We start from the raw sequence: 15,523 nt of genomic DNA, 5'->3' as shown, positions 1-15,523 counted from the left end.
GACGGCGACCACGACGGCTCATTAGGCCCTCTTGTAATGAGCATGGCACCTCGATCACCATGACCCGCGCACGTCACACGCACATATTTCCCGCACATCCCGCACATGGCGTACGAGGAGACAACACGTGGCACAACTCGCCAGACGACCCTTGCGCTCGGCGCTCGCCGCTCTCACCGCGGTCCTGCTCTTACCCCTCGGCGCGGGCGTCGCCGCGGCCGCGCCGGAACCGGGCCCCACCCCCGGCGCGGCCGAACGCAAGATCGAGCCGAAGCTCCGTGCCCAGCTCGACGAGTCCGCCAAGGCCGTCTTCTGGGTCTATCTGGACAGCGCCGCCGACCTGACCGCCGCGGGTGAACAGCAGACCCGCGCCGCCAAGGCCGAGACCGTGCTGCGGACCAAGCAGGCTCACGCGGCCCGCAGCCAGGCCGACGTCCTCAAGGCCCTGGACGGCGCCAAGGCCGAGTACACCTCGTACTGGATCGTCAACGCCGTCCGCGTCGTCGGCAGCGAGAAGCTCGCCGGCACGCTCGCCCAGCGCCCCGAGGTCGCCCGGATCGACGCCGACGACGAGGTCGCCCTCCCGAAGCCCGCCGACGGCAAGCGGGAGAAGGCGGCGGCCGACGCCGTCGAGTGGAACATCGACCGGATCAAGGCCCCCCAGGTGTGGGACCAGGCGGGCGTGCGCGGCGAGGGCATCGTCGTCGCCAACATCGACAGCGGCGTGGACCACACCCATCCGGCGGTCAACAACCAGTACCGCGGCAAGAGCGCGGACGGGACCTACGACCACAACTACAACTGGTTCGACCCGGCCGGCGTCTGCTCCACCGCCGCCCCCTGCGACAACAACGACCACGGCACGCACACCATGGGCACCATGGTCGGCGACGACGGCGGCGCCAACAGGACCGGCGTGGCACCGGGCGCCAAGTGGATCGCCGCCAAGGGCTGCGAGACCAACTCCTGCTCCGAGGCCTCCCTGCTGGCCTCCGGCCAGTGGATCGTCGCCCCGACCGACCTCAACGGCCAGAACCCCCGGCCCGACCTGGCCCCGCACATCGTGAACAACTCGTGGGGCAGTTCGGCGCACGACGACTGGTACCAGCAGATCGTCGACACCTGGCGGGCCGCCGGCATCTTCCCGGCCTTCAGCAACGGCAACGCCGGCCCCGGCTGCTCCACCAGCGGCTCACCCGGTGACTACGCCAGCTCCTACAGCTCCGGCGCCTTCGACATCAACAACGCCATCGCCTCCTTCTCCTCGCGCGGCGCGGGCCCCGGCGGCATCGTCAAGCCGAACATCGCCGCGCCCGGCGTGAACGTCCGCTCCTCCGTCCCCGGCGGCGGCTACGAGGCCTTCTCCGGCACCTCCATGGCCTCCCCGCACACCGCGGCCACCGTGGCCCTGCTCTGGTCCGCCGCCCCCGCCCTCGAAGGGGACATCGCGCAGACCGAGTCGCTCCTGGACGGCACCGCCCAGGACACCGACAACGGCCAGTGCGGCGGCACGCCCGCCGACAACAACGTCTTCGGTGAGGGCAAGCTCGACGCCCTCGCCGCCGTGAACGCCGCCCCGCGCGGTGCGATCGGCGCGCTCGGCGGCACGGTCCGCTCCGGCGGCGAGCCCGTCGCGGGCGTGAAGGTCACCGCCGACGGCCCGATCGACCGTACGACGACCACGGGCGCCGACGGCAGCTACGCCTTCGCCTCCCTCTCGGTCGGCGAGTACGCCCTGACGGCCTCCAAGTTCGGCTACGGACAGCAGAGCGCCACCGCGACGGTGACCGAGAACGCCACCGCCACCGGCGACTTCACCCTCACCCAGGCCGCCTCCGGCAAGCTCTCCGGCACGGTCTCCTCCGCCGCCGGCCCCGCCGCGGGCGCCACCGTCACCCTCGCGGACACCCCGGTGACGGCGACCACCGACGCGCAGGGCCGCTTCGAGGTCACCCTCCCGCACGGCACGTACACCGTGAACGCCACCCACCCCTCGCGGTGCGTGACCGGCGGCTCGGCGCAGGTGGCGGTCGCGGGCGACACGACCGTCGCCGTCAGCCTGCCCGAACGCACCGACGGCTACGGCTACGCCTGCGCCGCACCGGGCGAGCGCCCGTACACCCCGGGCAGCCGCCAGCTCGCGCTGACCGGCGACAACACCACCGAGCGCGTCGACCTGCCGTTCCCGCTGCCGCTGTACGGAAAGACGTACGGGCAGGCCTGGATCGGCACCAACGGCACCGTCAGCTTCGGCGGCAACCACACCGGTGACATCAACGCGGACATCCCGAGCACGGCCACGCCCAACGCGGCCCTCTACCCGTTCTGGGACGACCTGGTCGTCGGCGCGGCGGGCAGCGGCTCCGGCGTCTTCACCGCGGTCACCGGCACCGCCCCGCACCGGAGCTACGTGATCGAGTGGCGCGAGGTGTCCCACTGGTCGGCGCAGGCCGACAAGTTCTCCTTCTCGGCGGCGATCGGCGAGGACGGCACCGTCACCTACGCCTACAAGGGCACCGGCGGCACCGGCATCAAGGGCGGCTCCACGGCCACCGTCGGCGTGGAGAACGCGACCGGAACCGACGCGTTCAAGTACTCCTTCAACACCCCCGTCATCACCGACGGCCTCTCCATCGCCTTCCGCACCACCAAGAGCGGCGTCGTGGCGGGCCGGGTGCTCGACGCCAACGACGGCAACGGGATCGCGGGCGCGACGGTGAGCGTCGGCACGGGCGACGCGGCGGTCTCGGCGACCACGGCGGCCGACGGCGGGTACGTCGTCCAGAGCCCGTCGGGCCAGACCTCCGTCTCCGTCTCCGCACCCCAGTACGAAGCCGTCACCGCGGCGGTGGACGTCAAGGCCGCCGACGTCACGGCCGTGACCCGGTCACTGCGCACGGGCCGCGTCACCGCGTCCCAGTCGGCCGTGGAGGTCGTCCTGCCGGCCGACCGGAAGCGCACCCGGACCCTCGACCTGACGAACCCCGGGCTCGGCACGGCGTTCGGCGTGGCCGAGGACGCGGCCTGGCTGACGGCGACCCCCGCCACCGGGAACCTCCCGACCGGCGGCAGGGCGCCGGTCACGCTCGCCGTCGACACCGCAGGCCTGGCCCCGGGCACGGTCCTGACCGCCGACCTGCGGATCACCTCGGTGAGCGGCCGCAGCCCGGTCCTCACCGTCCCGGTCAAGGTCATCGTCCCGCGCTACCAGGTCGCCCTGGACGCTGGCTCCGACTACGCGGGCACGGACGCCCTGGGCGACCCCTGGTCCCCGGACCGCAAGTACACCGCCGGCTCCTACGGCTACCAGGGCAGTGCCTCCGTCCAGGCCACCGGCCGCACCATCGCCGGCACGGCCGACCAGAAGCTGTACCGCAACGCCCGCGAGGGCATGTACGAGTACCGCTTCGACAACGTGCCGAACGGCACCTACACGGTCGAGCTGGGCTTCGCCGAGCTCTCCTCCACCAGGCCGAACAAGCGCGTCTTCGACGTCCTGGCCGAGGGCGCGCAGGTCCTGCCCTCCCTCGACATCTCGCTGGAGGCGGGCACCTTCACGGCCCTGACCCGTACGTACACGGTCACGGTCACCGACGGGGTCCTCAACATCCGCTTCGTCACGCACGGCGGGTTCGGCAAGCCCCTGCTGAACACCCTCCGGGTGACGGACCGCCCCGACAAGGGCTAGCCGCACGGGTCTGACGGGGGGCGGGGCGCCGGCGGGCACCCCGCCCCCTCCCGTACGCCCCCTCGGTGCGACTCCTGCCCCCGCGGCCCGGCATTCGGGTGGCGGAGCCGGGGCTCCGGCGTGACGCGACGGGCGGGCCGGGGCCTGTTCGCTAGCGTGACCGACCATGACGCTCCTGAGCGACCAGGCCGAGGACATCCGCGCGCTCGTGGAGTCCGCCGACCCCGGAGCGGTCTGGGCCGTCGGCGGACCCGAGGGCGTCCACGCGGCGTCCACCGGCCGGGCCGGCGGACCCGCCGCCGACACCGCTGTCCCCCCGGGCGGCCGGGGCACCACGTCCGCCGCGCGCGCCCCGGGCGACGGCGACGCCGCCGGGGCGGAGCCCGGGGACCTCGACGTCGACGGGCTCGCCACCGTCCTGGCCCTGTGGCCGGCCCTCGGCAGCCTCGTCGAAGACGGCGCGCTCCACCTGCACACCCCCCTGACCGCGTACGGGGACACGACGTGCGCCCCCGGCACCACCGCACACCACCTGCTGACCCACCCCGAGGGGACCGCCGCCCTCACCCGGCTCGCCGAGACCCTCGCGGGCACCTCCCTCGCCGAGCTCGCCGCGATCCGCGTCTGGCAGCCCCTCGGCATGACCCGCACCCGCTTCGCCGACGGCACCCTCCGGGCCCCGCTCGCCGACCTCGTCCGCTTCCCGTGCCACCTCCTGGCGCCGGACGGGCCGGGCATCGCCCCCGCCTGGACCGCCGAGTCCCTGCGCATCCGCACCGGCGAACTGACCCCCGCCCGCGGCCTCCTCTGGCACCCGGCGCCCCACGGGGTCTGGGCCCACCACGCTCCGGCGGCCGACGCCCCCGCGCTCTGGGTCGCCCCGCGCCTGCGCCGCTGGGCGGTCCTCCTCCCGGCCTCCGCCCCCACCCCCCTCCGCACCGCCTTCCGCGAAGCCGTCTTCACCCCACCGCCGACCGGCTGATGACCGGGAGCGGGCCGGGATACGCTTGCGCCATCGCGCCCGGGAGGTCCCGTCCCATGAGCAAGACCCGTCAGCGGGACCAGGGGGTCCCCCACCCGGCCACCCCCTGGGACGAGATCACCCCGGGGCTCTGGATGGGCGGCCACTTCTGGACCGGCCCCTCCGGCAGACTCCGGCCCGCCGTCGTGACCGACGAGTTCGACCTCGTCGTCAGCCTCTTCACCCGTTCCGGACACGGCCCCGGCCCGCGCGCCGAACACGTGGTCGCGGAGCTGCCCGACGCGCCCCTCACAGCCGCGCAACTGCACTTCGTCCAGCACCTCGCCCGCACCGTCTCCCTCGCCCTCGACTTGGGCCTCACCACGCTCGTCCGCTGCCACTCGGGCTACAACCGGTCCGGCCTCGTCGTCGCCCAGTGCCTGGTGGAGCGTGGCCTGCCGCCCGACCGGGCGGTCGCGCTCGTCCGGAGCAGGAGGTCCCCGCACGCCCTGCACAACGAGACGTTCACCGCCTATCTGGCCGACGGCCTGGACATCGCCGCCCTGCTCGCCGGGCTGGATCCTTCGTCATAGCGCTCGGGGCGCGGCGCGGGCGTGGTCGACGTACGGTGATCCCGATGTCACCGACCGTCCCCCAACGGCCGTGGAGGTACACGCATGCGCACGGTCCAAGAGGCCGCCCTCGGTGGCCTCGGCGCCCTCGTCCGCGGCCTCGTCGGCACGCGGCCGCGCCGCGCCGACACGGTCCGCGCCTCGGCCGGCACCCTGCACGCCCTGCGCACGCGCCACGGGTACGCGCCGCTGCTGCTGCGCACCCGGGCCGGACGGGCGGTCCTCGTCCTCCTCGACCCGCGGGACCTGGGCCGCTTCTACGCCGAACCCCCGAGCGTCCTCGCCGCCGAGCCGCCCGAGAAGTGCCGGGACCCGTACGCCGCCGACTCCGCCGGGGCCGGCTGCGGGCACGGTGAACTGCGCCCGGAGCGGCGCCGGATCGACGCGGAGGCGCTGGTCCCGGGGTTCCCCGTACACCCCTCGTACGAGGGGTTCCTCACCCTCCTCGCCGAAGAGGCCCGGCAGCTGACCGCCGCCGGGACCCTCGAACTCGCCCGCGCCCGGCACGCCGTGGACCGGGTCGCGCGCCGGATCGTGCTGGGCCACGCGGCCGCCGGGGACGAGCAGCTCACCGGCTGGCTCAGGCAGCTGCGCGCCGCCGGCGGCCGTCCCGCACCCGGTGGTGAACCGGGCTCCGGCACCGGCCGGTCCCGCGGCACCCGCTCGCCGCGGGCGAAGGCCGACGACCGCATCCGGGAGTACGCCCGCCGCGCCGACCGCGACACCCTCCTCGGCCGCGCCGCCCTCCACCCCGGCGCCCTCGACCGGGCCCACCAGTGGCTCGCGGCGCTGGACGCCCTCCCGGAGACACTGCTGCGCACCCTCCTGCTGCTCGGCGCGCACCCCGCCGAGCAGCGCCGGGCCGCGACGGAGGCCACCGCCGCCGCTGCTCCGGCGGAACTGCCGTGGCTGCGGGCCTGCGTCCGGGAATCCCTGCGGCTGTACCCGGTGGTCCCGGACCTGATCCGCGTCACCCGTACCGAGACCGTCTGGCACGGCGTACGCCACCCGGCGGGCACCGCCGTGCTGCTGCCCGCCGCCTTCCACCAGCGCGACCCGGAACACGTACCGGCCGCGCACGCCTTCGTACCGGGCCGCTGGAAGGACCAGGGCGCCGACCAGGACATCCGGATGGCGCCGTTCGGCCACGGCGGCGGCCGCTGCCCCGGCGACCAGCTCGGCCTGATGGTGACGGCCGGGCTCTGCGCCGAAGTGCTCCGCAGCCACCGGATCGAGACCACCAGGCCGGTCCTGGACCCCGTCGGACCGCTGCCCGAGGTGCTCGATGCGCACGGGATCCGGCTCACCCTGGCCCGCCGCTGACGCCGTGCCGTCGGCCCGGCCCCCACCCGGCCCCGCCCCCCGTACCCCTGCCGAAACCCCAGAGGACCCCATGCCCGACGCCGCGACCACCGCGTCCACCGCCCCGGACGTCGTCCTGCTCGACACGCTGTGCCGCGAACTCGCCGAAGCCGCCGACACGGTGGGCGAGGCCGCCCGCTACGCCTCCGGGCTGGCCCTCGGCGCCCGGCTGCCCGCGGCCGCACTCGCCCGGGGCGGCCGCCGTCGGCTGGCCTGGCGCACCCTGCTGCGCACCCTCACCGATCCGCGGGGCCTCGGCTGGGCACCCCGGGGCCGGGGCGTCGCCGGCGCCGGCCGGTGCGCGGGGCTGCTGGCGCGCCGGGAGAGCCTCGCGGTCAGCGTCGCCGTCTGCGGTCTGCGGGTCCGCATCGCCGCCGCGAGCGCGGGCCGTCCCGAACTGCTCCTGGACCCGGCGGCCGCGGGCGTCCTCGCCGCAGCCGGCGCGGGCCGACAGGGCGAAGCCCTCCGCCTCTTCCGGGCGATCGTGCGCGACCGGGGGGCGGGGCCCGCCTACGCGCTGCTGGCCCCGGAGTTCGCCGACGTCCTCGCCTGGAACGCGCTGACCGACGCGAACCCCTTCAACGACCACGCGGGCTGGCAGGTGGCCACCGGCCGTGCCGTGACCGCCGACCCGCTCCTCGGACTCGGCGCCGCCTTCCTGGCGCTGTGCGACCGCGACCGCAACCGCGACCGCGAGGGGGACCGCGACCGTGCGGGCGACGACGGCCGCGGCGGGCCCGGCCGGTCCGCCGGCCGTCCCGCCGCCCGGCCGGCCCCGCCGGGCAGCCCGGACGCGGGGGAGCCGCAGCGCCCCGCCGCGCGGCCGCCGCGGGCGGCGGCCCCGTGGCCGGACCCGTACAGGCCCGGACCCGCAGCCGGACTGCGGGCCCACGGGGAGGCACTGCGGGAGCACGCCCGGCGGCTGCACGCGACGGTCACCCCGGCCGTCGCGGTCTGGCCGGGCCTGCGCTCCGAGGTCCTGCGCGCCGAGGTGACCACCTTCGCCGACCGCTGTGCCACCGCGGCCAACGGCCTCTCCCTCGCCGCCGCCCAGCTCGACGCCGACAGCGGGCCGCGCTGACGCACCTGCCGCCGGCGCACCTGCCGCCGGCGCACCGCCCCGGTCACGCGCCCGGGGCGTTCACAGCACGAGCGACAGGAGCATGACGAAGCCCAGCCCGACCACGGAGATGATGGTCTCCATCACCGACCAGGTCTTCAGCGTCTGTCCGACCGTCATCCCGAAGTACTCCTTGACCAGCCAGAAGCCCGCGTCGTTGACGTGGCTGAAGAACAGCGAACCCGAGCCGATCGCGAGGACCAGGAGCGCGGTCCCGGTGGTCGACATCCCCGCGGCGAGCGGGGCGACCAGGCCGGCCGCCGAGATGGTGGCCACCGTCGCCGACCCGGTCGCGAGGCGGATGGCCACCGCGATCAGCCAGGCCAGCAGCAGGGCGGGGATCGCCCAGCTCTTCGACAGGTCGAGGATCATCTGCCCGACGCCGGCGTCGATCAGGGTCTGCTTGAAGCCGCCGCCCGCCCCACGATCAGCAGGACGCCCGCGATCGGGGCCAGGGACTTCTCCACCGTCGTCGAGATCCTCGCCCGGGTGAAGCCGGCCGCGCGGCCCAGGGTGAACATGCCCACCAGCACCGCCGCGAGGAGGGCGATCAGCGGGGAACCCGCGACGTCGGTGACCCGCTGGACCGGGTCGGCGGGGTCGTCCACGACGATGTCGACCAGCGCTTTGACCAGCATCAGGGCCACCGGCAGCAGCACGGTGAAGACGGTGGCGCCGAACCGGGGCCGGTGCTCCAGTTCCTCCGAGGGACGCTGCGGGATCATGTGTTCCGGCGCCGGGACGTCGACCCACCGGGCCGCGTACCGGGAGAACAGCGGCCCGGCGATGATCACGGTGGGGATCGCCACGACCACGCCCAGTGCGAGGGTGACGCCCAGGTTCGCGTCGAGCGCGTCGATGGCGACGAGCGGCCCGGGGTGGGGCGGTATGAGCCCGTGCATCACGGACAGGCCCGCCAGCGCGGGGATGCCGATCCGCATGAGGGAGTAATTGCCGCGCTTGGCCACGAGCAGCACCACCGGGATCAGCAGCACGATCCCGACCTCGAAGAAGAGCGGCAGCCCGATGACCGAGGCGATCAGCACCATCGCCCACGGCATGGCCCGGCCCTTGGCCCGGGCGAGGATCGTGTCCACGATCTCGTCGGCGCCGCCGGAGTCCGCCAGCAGTTTGCCGAGGATCGCGCCCAGCGCGATCAGCACGCCGACGCCGGCGACCGTGGCGCCCAGCCCGGCGGTGAAACTCGCGATGGTCTTGGACAGGGGTGCGCCCGCGAAGACCCCCAGGGCCAGTGAGCCCAGGGTCAGCGCCAGGAAGGCGTGCATCTTGAGGCGGGTGATGAGCAGGACGATGACGGCGATGCCCGCGAGCACGGCGATCCCGAGCTGGGTGTTCCCGGCCGAGGTGATCGGTTCGCTGCCCGCCGCTGCCAGTGTCTCGACGCTGAGACCGGTCACGGTGACGGTTCCTTAGTTCTGGGGTGTGCCGGGGTTCCCGGGCGTGCCGAGCCGGCGCAGGGCGGCCAGCGCCCGCCGGGTGATGTCCTCGGGCGAGCCGGACACCTCGACGACGACGCCCGCCTCGTCCGGCTGGAGGGGCTCCAGGGTGGCGAACTGCGAGTCCAGCAGGGCCGGAGGCATGAAATGGCCCTTGCGGGCCGCCATCCGCTCCTCGATCAGCGGCCGGTCCCCGGTGAGGTGGACGAAGACCGTCCGCGGGCCCGACGCCCGCAGCCGGTCGCGGTAGGCGCGCTTGAGCGAGGAGGCGGCGACCACTCCGCCGCCGTGTCCGGCCCGGGTGCGGATCCAGTCGCCGATGGCGTCCAGCCAAGGCCACCGGTCCGCGTCCTCCAGGGGGATGCCGTCGGACATCTTGGCGACGTTGGCCGCCGGGTGGAACGCGTCGCCCTCCGCGTACGGGAGGGCGAGCGCTCCGGCGAGCAGCCGGCCCACGGTCGTCTTGCCCGTACCGGCCACGCCCATCACCACAATGACGCGCTGGGAGCTCACGTCGTACCTCGCTGTCCTCGTCGACATCGGTTCGTGTGGCACCACTGAAGCCTATTAAGTAGTACGTATTCAAGTAGTAGGCGAAAAACGTCGCATCTTTTGTTCGCCAGCGCTTCGCCGGTGCGCTCCGCACCGTCACCTACGCTTACGCCCATGACGACCGACGGCGGCCCCGGGCAGGGGCTCCACTCCCGCGTGCTGGACACGCTCGGCCTCGCCATCACGGCGGGGGAGTACCGGCCGGGCAGCGTCCTGCGGACCGACGAGATCGCCGAACGGTTCGACGCCTCCCGCACCGTCGTGCGGGAAGTCGTCCGGGTCCTGGAATCGATGCAGCTGGTCGAGTCCCGCCGCCGGGTCGGCGTCACGGTGCGCCCCACGGACGAGTGGAACGTGTACGACCCCCGCGTCATCGTCTGGCGGCTGGCCGGCACCGACCGCCCCCGTCAGCTGCGCTCCCTCACCGTGCTGCGTTCCGCGGTCGAGCCGGTCGCCGCCGGGCTCGCGGCGACCCTGGCCACCCCGGAGCAGTGCGCGGAACTCACCGAAGCGGCCCTCGGCATGGTGCGCACCTCGCGCGGGCATCAGCTCGACGGCTACCTCCGCCACGACATCGCCTTCCACCGCGTCGTCCTGAACGCCTCCGGGAACGAGATGTTCGCCCGGCTCGGCGATGTCGTCGCGGCGGTGCTGACGGGCCGGACCCGGCACGAGGTGATGTTCCACGACCCCGACCCCGCCGCCGTCACCCTGCACGTCCAGGTCGCGGAAGCCGTCCGGGAGGGCGACGCGGCCCGAGCCGAGGCCCTGACCCGGCAGATCGCGGTGGGCGCGCTGGAGGAACTGGACGTCCTCGCTCCCTAGGACGCGCACCGCCCCGTAGGCCACACGGGACCCGTACGTCGACCGGGCGGGCCGCGGCCGCGCCCCGGCCTTCCTGGCCATGACCGGCCGGTTACGAGCAGGTCCGCTCCATCGCCGCCCACCTCGCCGGCGGCCGGGACGCCGCCGAGCGCGTCGAACTCACCCTTCCCGAGACCGACGGCTGCGGCGGCGCGGGTCTCGTCCACCAGCCCGAGGTCGCCGAGGAGACCGGTGGCGGCCGCTGCGCGGCCCCGGCGACCCTCACCGTCGGCGCCCCGGCCCGCTCGGGCGGCTGCTGACCCCGGCGATCGGCCCCGGCGTTGCGAGCGGCTCTCGTGACGGACGGCTCCGGAGGCGTCGCTGGTACGCTTCCTGGAGCTGTCCGATCCGCCATCGGTGTCGAGACGTTCGTGCGGGCGCTCTCCGGGGCGTCGGGTGCGAGCAACCCGTGCAGCTGGGCCAGGTAGCCGAGCTGAAAGCGGCTCGTCGCGCCCAACTGGCGCATGATCGCGGATACATGGCGCTGGCAGGTGCGCACCGAGATGCCGAGGGCGCGGGCCGTGACGCGGTCGTCGTCACCCTGCATCAGGTGCTGGAGTATGGAGCGTTTCGCCTGATCGGCGACGTCCTGGATGAAGGCCTTCTCTCGGGGTTTGCCGATGTGCTCGCCCGTCGCCCACAGTGCGTCGAACATCTCGGCGACGAGGGCGACCAGGTCCGGGCTGCGGACGAGCAGTGCCCCGCCCGTCGTTTCGCGGAGGGGGAGGACGAGCAGGGCCCGGTCGAAGACCAGACACCCGGCCAGGCCGCCGGAAACCGTCCTGGCTTCGGCGCCGAGGGCGGCCAGCTCCGCTTCGTACCGCACGGTCGGCGGGTCGAAGCGGGCCGAGTGCTGGTAGAGCGCGCGCACGTGCACGCCGCGGGAGAGGAGGTCGCGGTCGCGGTCGCGGTGCCGCCCGGCCGCGGGCAGGGGGCCGCCCGGCTGTGCGCGGAGCAGCTCCTTCGTGCAAGCGGCGGACTGGCTCTCGAGGAGGTACCGGAGTTCGTCCGACGAGTCGATGAGCTCCAACGGCGGCCCCTCCAGGGTGCGGTGGCGCGAAGCGTGCACGATGGCCAGCTCCGCGAGCTGCCCCCGCATGCGCAGCAGGTCGAGTTGGGCTCCCTGCACGCGCTCCTCCCACTCCTTGAGTAACTGCGCTGACACGTCGCTGGGGTTGGTGGCCGCGAAGCAGTCGGGGCCGACCTGCTGGACGAGGCCGGTGGAGACGAGGGTGTCGAGGGTGCGGGCTCCGGACCCGGGTTCCGCCCGGGTGAGCACCTGGCTCGACCGGAGGGGCCCCTGTTCCGCGAACTCCCGGTAGAGGTCCATCTCTTCGGGGGTGAGCTCCCGGGGGCGGTCACGGTCCCGCGGGCGTTTCGGTGCGGCGCGCTTCATTGGGGTGCCCTCTCGTTCGCATCCGTCGCGATCGCGATGCTAGGAGACTCCGCGCAGGCCCGCCGACAGGGAAACGTGTATCAGCCATGCGTGCGGGGTGCGGAGTGGGTCGGAGGGCGGGTCGGCATTCCTGGGCCACAGCGGAATACGGTGGGTGGCTCGAACGAGCCGACTGGGCGGTATGCCCCTGTGCGGATGGCCGGAACACGTATTCTCGCGCCCAAAACGTACGGCAAGTTCTTGCTGTCGTCTTTCCGACAGTCGGTAAGACGACGGTCGCCCCCCATTGGCGGGGGCCGCCGCGCCCCCGATGCTGAAGGGGCGCGCCGATCCAGAGGCGCGCAGTCACCGGAAGGTTTTCGTTCCCATGGATCCCAGACGGCCGGCCGGCCCCTCCCTCCGGGGCGGGCGGATCGGCTCCCAGACTCAGTCGTCCGCCGGGTGGACCACCTCAACGCCCTGGTCACGGAGTACTTCGACTGCGGGGGAGTCCGCGGGGGCGTCCGTGACGACGAGGGCGATCTCCTCCATGGAGCAGATGCGGCCCAGCGCCGCACGGCCGATCTTGTCGGCGGTCGCGACGAGGATCACGCGCTGCGCCGAGGCGACCGCCGCCCGTTTCACCTGTACGTCGTCGAGGTTGTAGGCGGTGGCGCCCTGGACGGGGTCGACCCCGCAGCAGCCCAGGATGAACGTGTCGAAGCACAGGTCCTTGAAGGTCTGCACGGGTGCGTGGCCGTAGAAGGACAGCTCCTCGGGGCGCACCTGGCCTCCGGGCATCACCAGTTGGATGCCGGGATTCGCGGACAAGGTGAAGGCCGCGTGCAGGGAGAGCGGTGTGACGGTGAACTGTCGGTCCGCCATGGCCTTTGCGATGGCGACAGCCGTCGTGCCCGTATCCAGTGCGACGGTCTCGCCGTCGGTGAGCAGTTCGACCACGGCGCGCCCGAGTCGTTCCTTGGCGTGCGCTCCGGACATGGCCCGGATCGCGTAGGGGGGCTCCACGCCGCCGGGCAGGCTGTTCACGGCGCCGCCGCGCACCCGGCGCAGGGCCCCCCGGGACTCCAGCACCTCCAGGTCCCGGCGGATGGTCATCTCGGACGCCCCGGTGGTCCGGGCCAGCTCGGCCACCGTCGCGCGGTTCTGCCGCATGAGCAGTCCCACCACGAACTTGTGCCTCTCCATCACGTTCATGTGTCTGCTTTTAGCACAGATGGGGCGGTGAGGGCCTGCTGAGCGTTTCGCACATCGATACTGTTGAAACGAACATTCGTGGTGTGTACCGTGATCGCAGCAACGTGAACTTGCCGCCGATGTGAACGTCGATCGTGTTCATGCGGCCATGACCGATGAGGAGAGCGATGACCGCCACCAGCGAGGTCGATCTGCCGGAAGGGGGGAAGCCCCTTCTCACCACTGTCGCGATCGTCGCCTCGTGCCTGGCGTTCGCGGTGATCGGCGCCCTCCAGGCGCTCTACGGCCCGGCGATCCCGGCCCTGCGGGACGAGTTCGGCATCAGTCCGGCCGTGGCCGGTCTGAGCCTCAGCGCGCACTTCGTGGGAGCCCTCCTCGGAGTGCTGGTCTACCACCTCCTTCGGGGCCGCCTGAACAACCGGGTGCTGCTCGGCGGCTCGTACCTGCTCATGGCCGTCGGCGCGGTCGTCTTCGCCTTCTCCCCGAGCTGGGCCCTCGCCCTCGCCGGCACGTTCGTCATCGGCCTGGGCTTCGGCGGCATCGACTACGGTCTCAACCAGCTCTTCGCCGTCGGGTTCGGCCGCCGAAGCACCGCCATGCTCAACCTGCTGAACGGGCACTTCGGCATCGGCGCGATCGCCGGCCCCGCCCTGATCGGCTGGCTCGGGGCGGACAGCTACCCGGAGATCTTCGTGGGCACCGGAGTGATCAGCCTGCTGATCCTCTTCACCCTCGGCGGAGTGGCCGCCAGGGAGCCCGCCCCCGCCCCTGTGGAAGGCGCACCGTCAGGCGGCGCCCGGGTGCTTCCGATCATCGGGGTGTTCATCGGGATCTACGTCCTGCACGTCGCCATCGAGACCGGCGTCGGCGGCTGGGAACCCACCCACCTCGAGGCCGTCGGATACGGCGCCGCCACCGCCGCGACCGCGACCTCCGCCTACTGGGCCGCCTTGACCATCGGGCGGTTCATCGCCGCGCCGATCAGCCTGCGCTGGTCCGCGCCGTCGATCCTCATCGTCTGCTGCGCCGGCATGGCCGGCTTCCTCCTCCTGGCGACGGTCCCGGCTTTCGCCCCGTACGCGTACTTCGGCGTCGGCCTGATGATCGCGCCGATCTTCCCGACCTGCCTGCCCTGGCTGAACCGCGCCGTGCCCGGCGTGGCCGCCGCCGGTGCCTACGTGATCGCCGCCTCGATGATCGGCGGGGTGGCGTTCCCGCCCCTGCTGGGTGCCGTCATCGACACGATGGAGGTGAAGACGGTGCCGCTGCTGCTGTTCCTGCTCGCCGTCATCTGCGGCGTGCTGAGCCTGTGGCTGCGCCGCAACGCCCCCGACCCCGGTGGCGTGCCCGGCCCGAGCGACCCCGGACGCAAGGACTCCGGGCACGCGGACCCCGGGCGCACGGACTCCGTCACCACCCTCTGAACGCTGATTGCCGCTCCCCGAACTCCGAACACCCTGAACCCGTAGAACGTGAGGAACCGAAGGATGAAAGCCGTCCTCTTCGACATGTTCGGTGTCATCGCGCGTGTCCAGTCGCCCGAGTCCATGGCCGTCCTGGAACGCACGGCCGGCGGCGACCCCGACCGCTTCTGGGCGGCGTACTGGTCGCAGCGGCCTCCCTATGACCGCGGCGAGGTCACGGGGCCCGACTACTGGCACGCCGTCTGCGCGGAACTGGGCATCCCGCACGACCGGCGACTGACCGATGAGCTGACCGCCGCCGACCTCGCCAGCTGGAGCGAGATCGACCAGCGGACGGTGGACCTGCTCGGCCTCCTCGCCGACAGGGGAGTCGTGCTCGGCCTCCTCTCCAACATTCCAGAGGACCTGGCCGTCCTGTACGAGGCCACCCAGCCGTGGCTGGAGCGGTTCGCGGTCCGCGGACTGTCCTGCCGGATCGGCAGCGCCAAGCCCGAACCCGCCGCCTACGCATGGTGCGTGCGCGAGCTCGGACTGCCGCCCGAGGAGGTCCTGTTCGTCGACGACCGGGCCGAAAACGTGGACGCCGCATGCCGACTGGGCCTCCAGGGGCATGTGTTCACCTCGCCAGAAGCCTTGTGGGACGTGCTGGAGGCGGCGATGACGTGACGACTCCGGCGCAGTGGTACGCCACGCGTGCCGCTGCGCACGGCGGCTTACCGCCGCCGCGCCGCGAGACCGAGACCGGCCGGGGACGCCTCGGCGCGATGCTCCTCCGGGGCGTGCCGGCCGGCCGGAGCTGCCCGGCGACCGGGTCCGGCCGACCGGCCGGGGCCGCCACGACGCCCCGGTGCTGGACGCGTGCTCGGCGCGCAT

At 73.5% G+C, this 15,523-nt stretch carries 10 protein-coding genes and 3 pseudogenes; 9 read left to right on the top strand and 4 right to left on the bottom strand.

What is annotated here, in order from left to right; all coding sequences use genetic code 11:
• The first annotated feature begins 127 nt into the window (after positions 1-127).
• The 5 genes from ACFWW8_RS10220 to ACFWW8_RS10200 all read left to right on the top strand — a co-directional run bounded on the left by ACFWW8_RS10220 (position 128) and on the right by ACFWW8_RS10200 (position 7,724).
• On the top strand, positions 128-3,688 hold the full coding sequence (locus tag ACFWW8_RS10220) for a S8 family serine peptidase (protein WP_386526201.1): 3,561 nt from the start codon (positions 128-130) through the stop codon (positions 3,686-3,688).
• Positions 3,689-3,854: 166 nt separating this feature from the next.
• Positions 3,855-4,670: a hypothetical protein gene (locus ACFWW8_RS10215; RefSeq protein ID WP_386526199.1), complete on the top strand. Its 816-nt coding sequence runs from the start codon at positions 3,855-3,857 to the stop codon at positions 4,668-4,670.
• 56 nt (positions 4,671-4,726) lie between these two features.
• Positions 4,727-5,242 (top strand): protein phosphatase, encoded by a 516-nt coding sequence (locus ACFWW8_RS10210; RefSeq protein WP_386526198.1) that lies wholly within the window; start codon positions 4,727-4,729, stop codon positions 5,240-5,242.
• Positions 5,243-5,326: 84 nt separating this feature from the next.
• On the top strand, positions 5,327-6,604 hold the full coding sequence (locus tag ACFWW8_RS10205) for a cytochrome P450 (RefSeq protein WP_386526195.1): 1,278 nt from the start codon (positions 5,327-5,329) through the stop codon (positions 6,602-6,604).
• Positions 6,605-6,674: 70 nt separating this feature from the next.
• The gene (locus tag ACFWW8_RS10200; RefSeq protein WP_386526192.1) at positions 6,675-7,724 is read left to right on the top strand and encodes a hypothetical protein; all 1,050 of its coding nucleotides are present in this window, start codon (positions 6,675-6,677) and stop codon (positions 7,722-7,724) included.
• A gap of 60 nt (positions 7,725-7,784) precedes the next feature.
• Here the strand turns inward: ACFWW8_RS10200 and ACFWW8_RS10195 are convergent.
• A pseudogene (locus ACFWW8_RS10195) lies at positions 7,785-9,181 on the bottom strand (gluconate:H+ symporter).
• 12 nt (positions 9,182-9,193) lie between these two features.
• Complete coding sequence (locus tag ACFWW8_RS10190; RefSeq protein ID WP_386526428.1) at positions 9,194-9,760, bottom strand: gluconokinase; 567 nt, start codon at positions 9,758-9,760, stop codon at positions 9,194-9,196.
• A 126-nt stretch (positions 9,761-9,886) separates the two neighbouring features.
• Between ACFWW8_RS10190 and ACFWW8_RS10185 the strand changes: the two genes are divergently transcribed.
• Positions 9,887-10,597 (top strand): FadR/GntR family transcriptional regulator, encoded by a 711-nt coding sequence (locus tag ACFWW8_RS10185; RefSeq protein WP_386526190.1) that lies wholly within the window; start codon positions 9,887-9,889, stop codon positions 10,595-10,597.
• Between the two features lie 55 nt (positions 10,598-10,652).
• Positions 10,653-10,896, top strand: a pseudogene (locus ACFWW8_RS10180) (flavoprotein); the annotation flags it as partial.
• Between the two features lie 182 nt (positions 10,897-11,078).
• Here the strand turns inward: ACFWW8_RS10180 and ACFWW8_RS10175 are convergent.
• Both ACFWW8_RS10175 and ACFWW8_RS10170 read right to left on the bottom strand, forming a co-directional pair.
• Positions 11,079-11,291 (bottom strand): annotated as a pseudogene (locus ACFWW8_RS10175) (LuxR C-terminal-related transcriptional regulator); the annotation flags it as partial.
• Positions 11,292-12,458: 1,167 nt separating this feature from the next.
• On the bottom strand, positions 12,459-13,226 hold the full coding sequence (locus tag ACFWW8_RS10170; RefSeq protein WP_386526187.1) for a DeoR/GlpR family DNA-binding transcription regulator: 768 nt from the start codon (positions 13,224-13,226) through the stop codon (positions 12,459-12,461).
• 167 nt (positions 13,227-13,393) lie between these two features.
• On the opposite strand from ACFWW8_RS10170, the gene ACFWW8_RS10165 reads away from it, so the two are divergent.
• Together ACFWW8_RS10165 and ACFWW8_RS10160 are read left to right on the top strand one after the other, a co-directional pair.
• Entirely contained in the window at positions 13,394-14,650 is a 1,257-nt protein-coding gene (locus ACFWW8_RS10165; RefSeq protein WP_386526185.1) for an MFS transporter, read from the top strand.
• 63 nt (positions 14,651-14,713) lie between these two features.
• Complete coding sequence (locus ACFWW8_RS10160) at positions 14,714-15,316, top strand: HAD family hydrolase (RefSeq protein ID WP_386526182.1); 603 nt, start codon at positions 14,714-14,716, stop codon at positions 15,314-15,316.
• Positions 15,317-15,523 lie beyond the last annotated feature (207 nt).

This window comes from Streptomyces sp. NPDC058701, assembly GCF_042715295.1.
Classification (GTDB): Bacteria; Actinomycetota; Actinomycetes; order Streptomycetales; family Streptomycetaceae; genus Streptomyces.
Note: the sequence above shows the minus strand (reverse complement) of the source record. Positions and strands in the feature narration are given on the sequence as shown.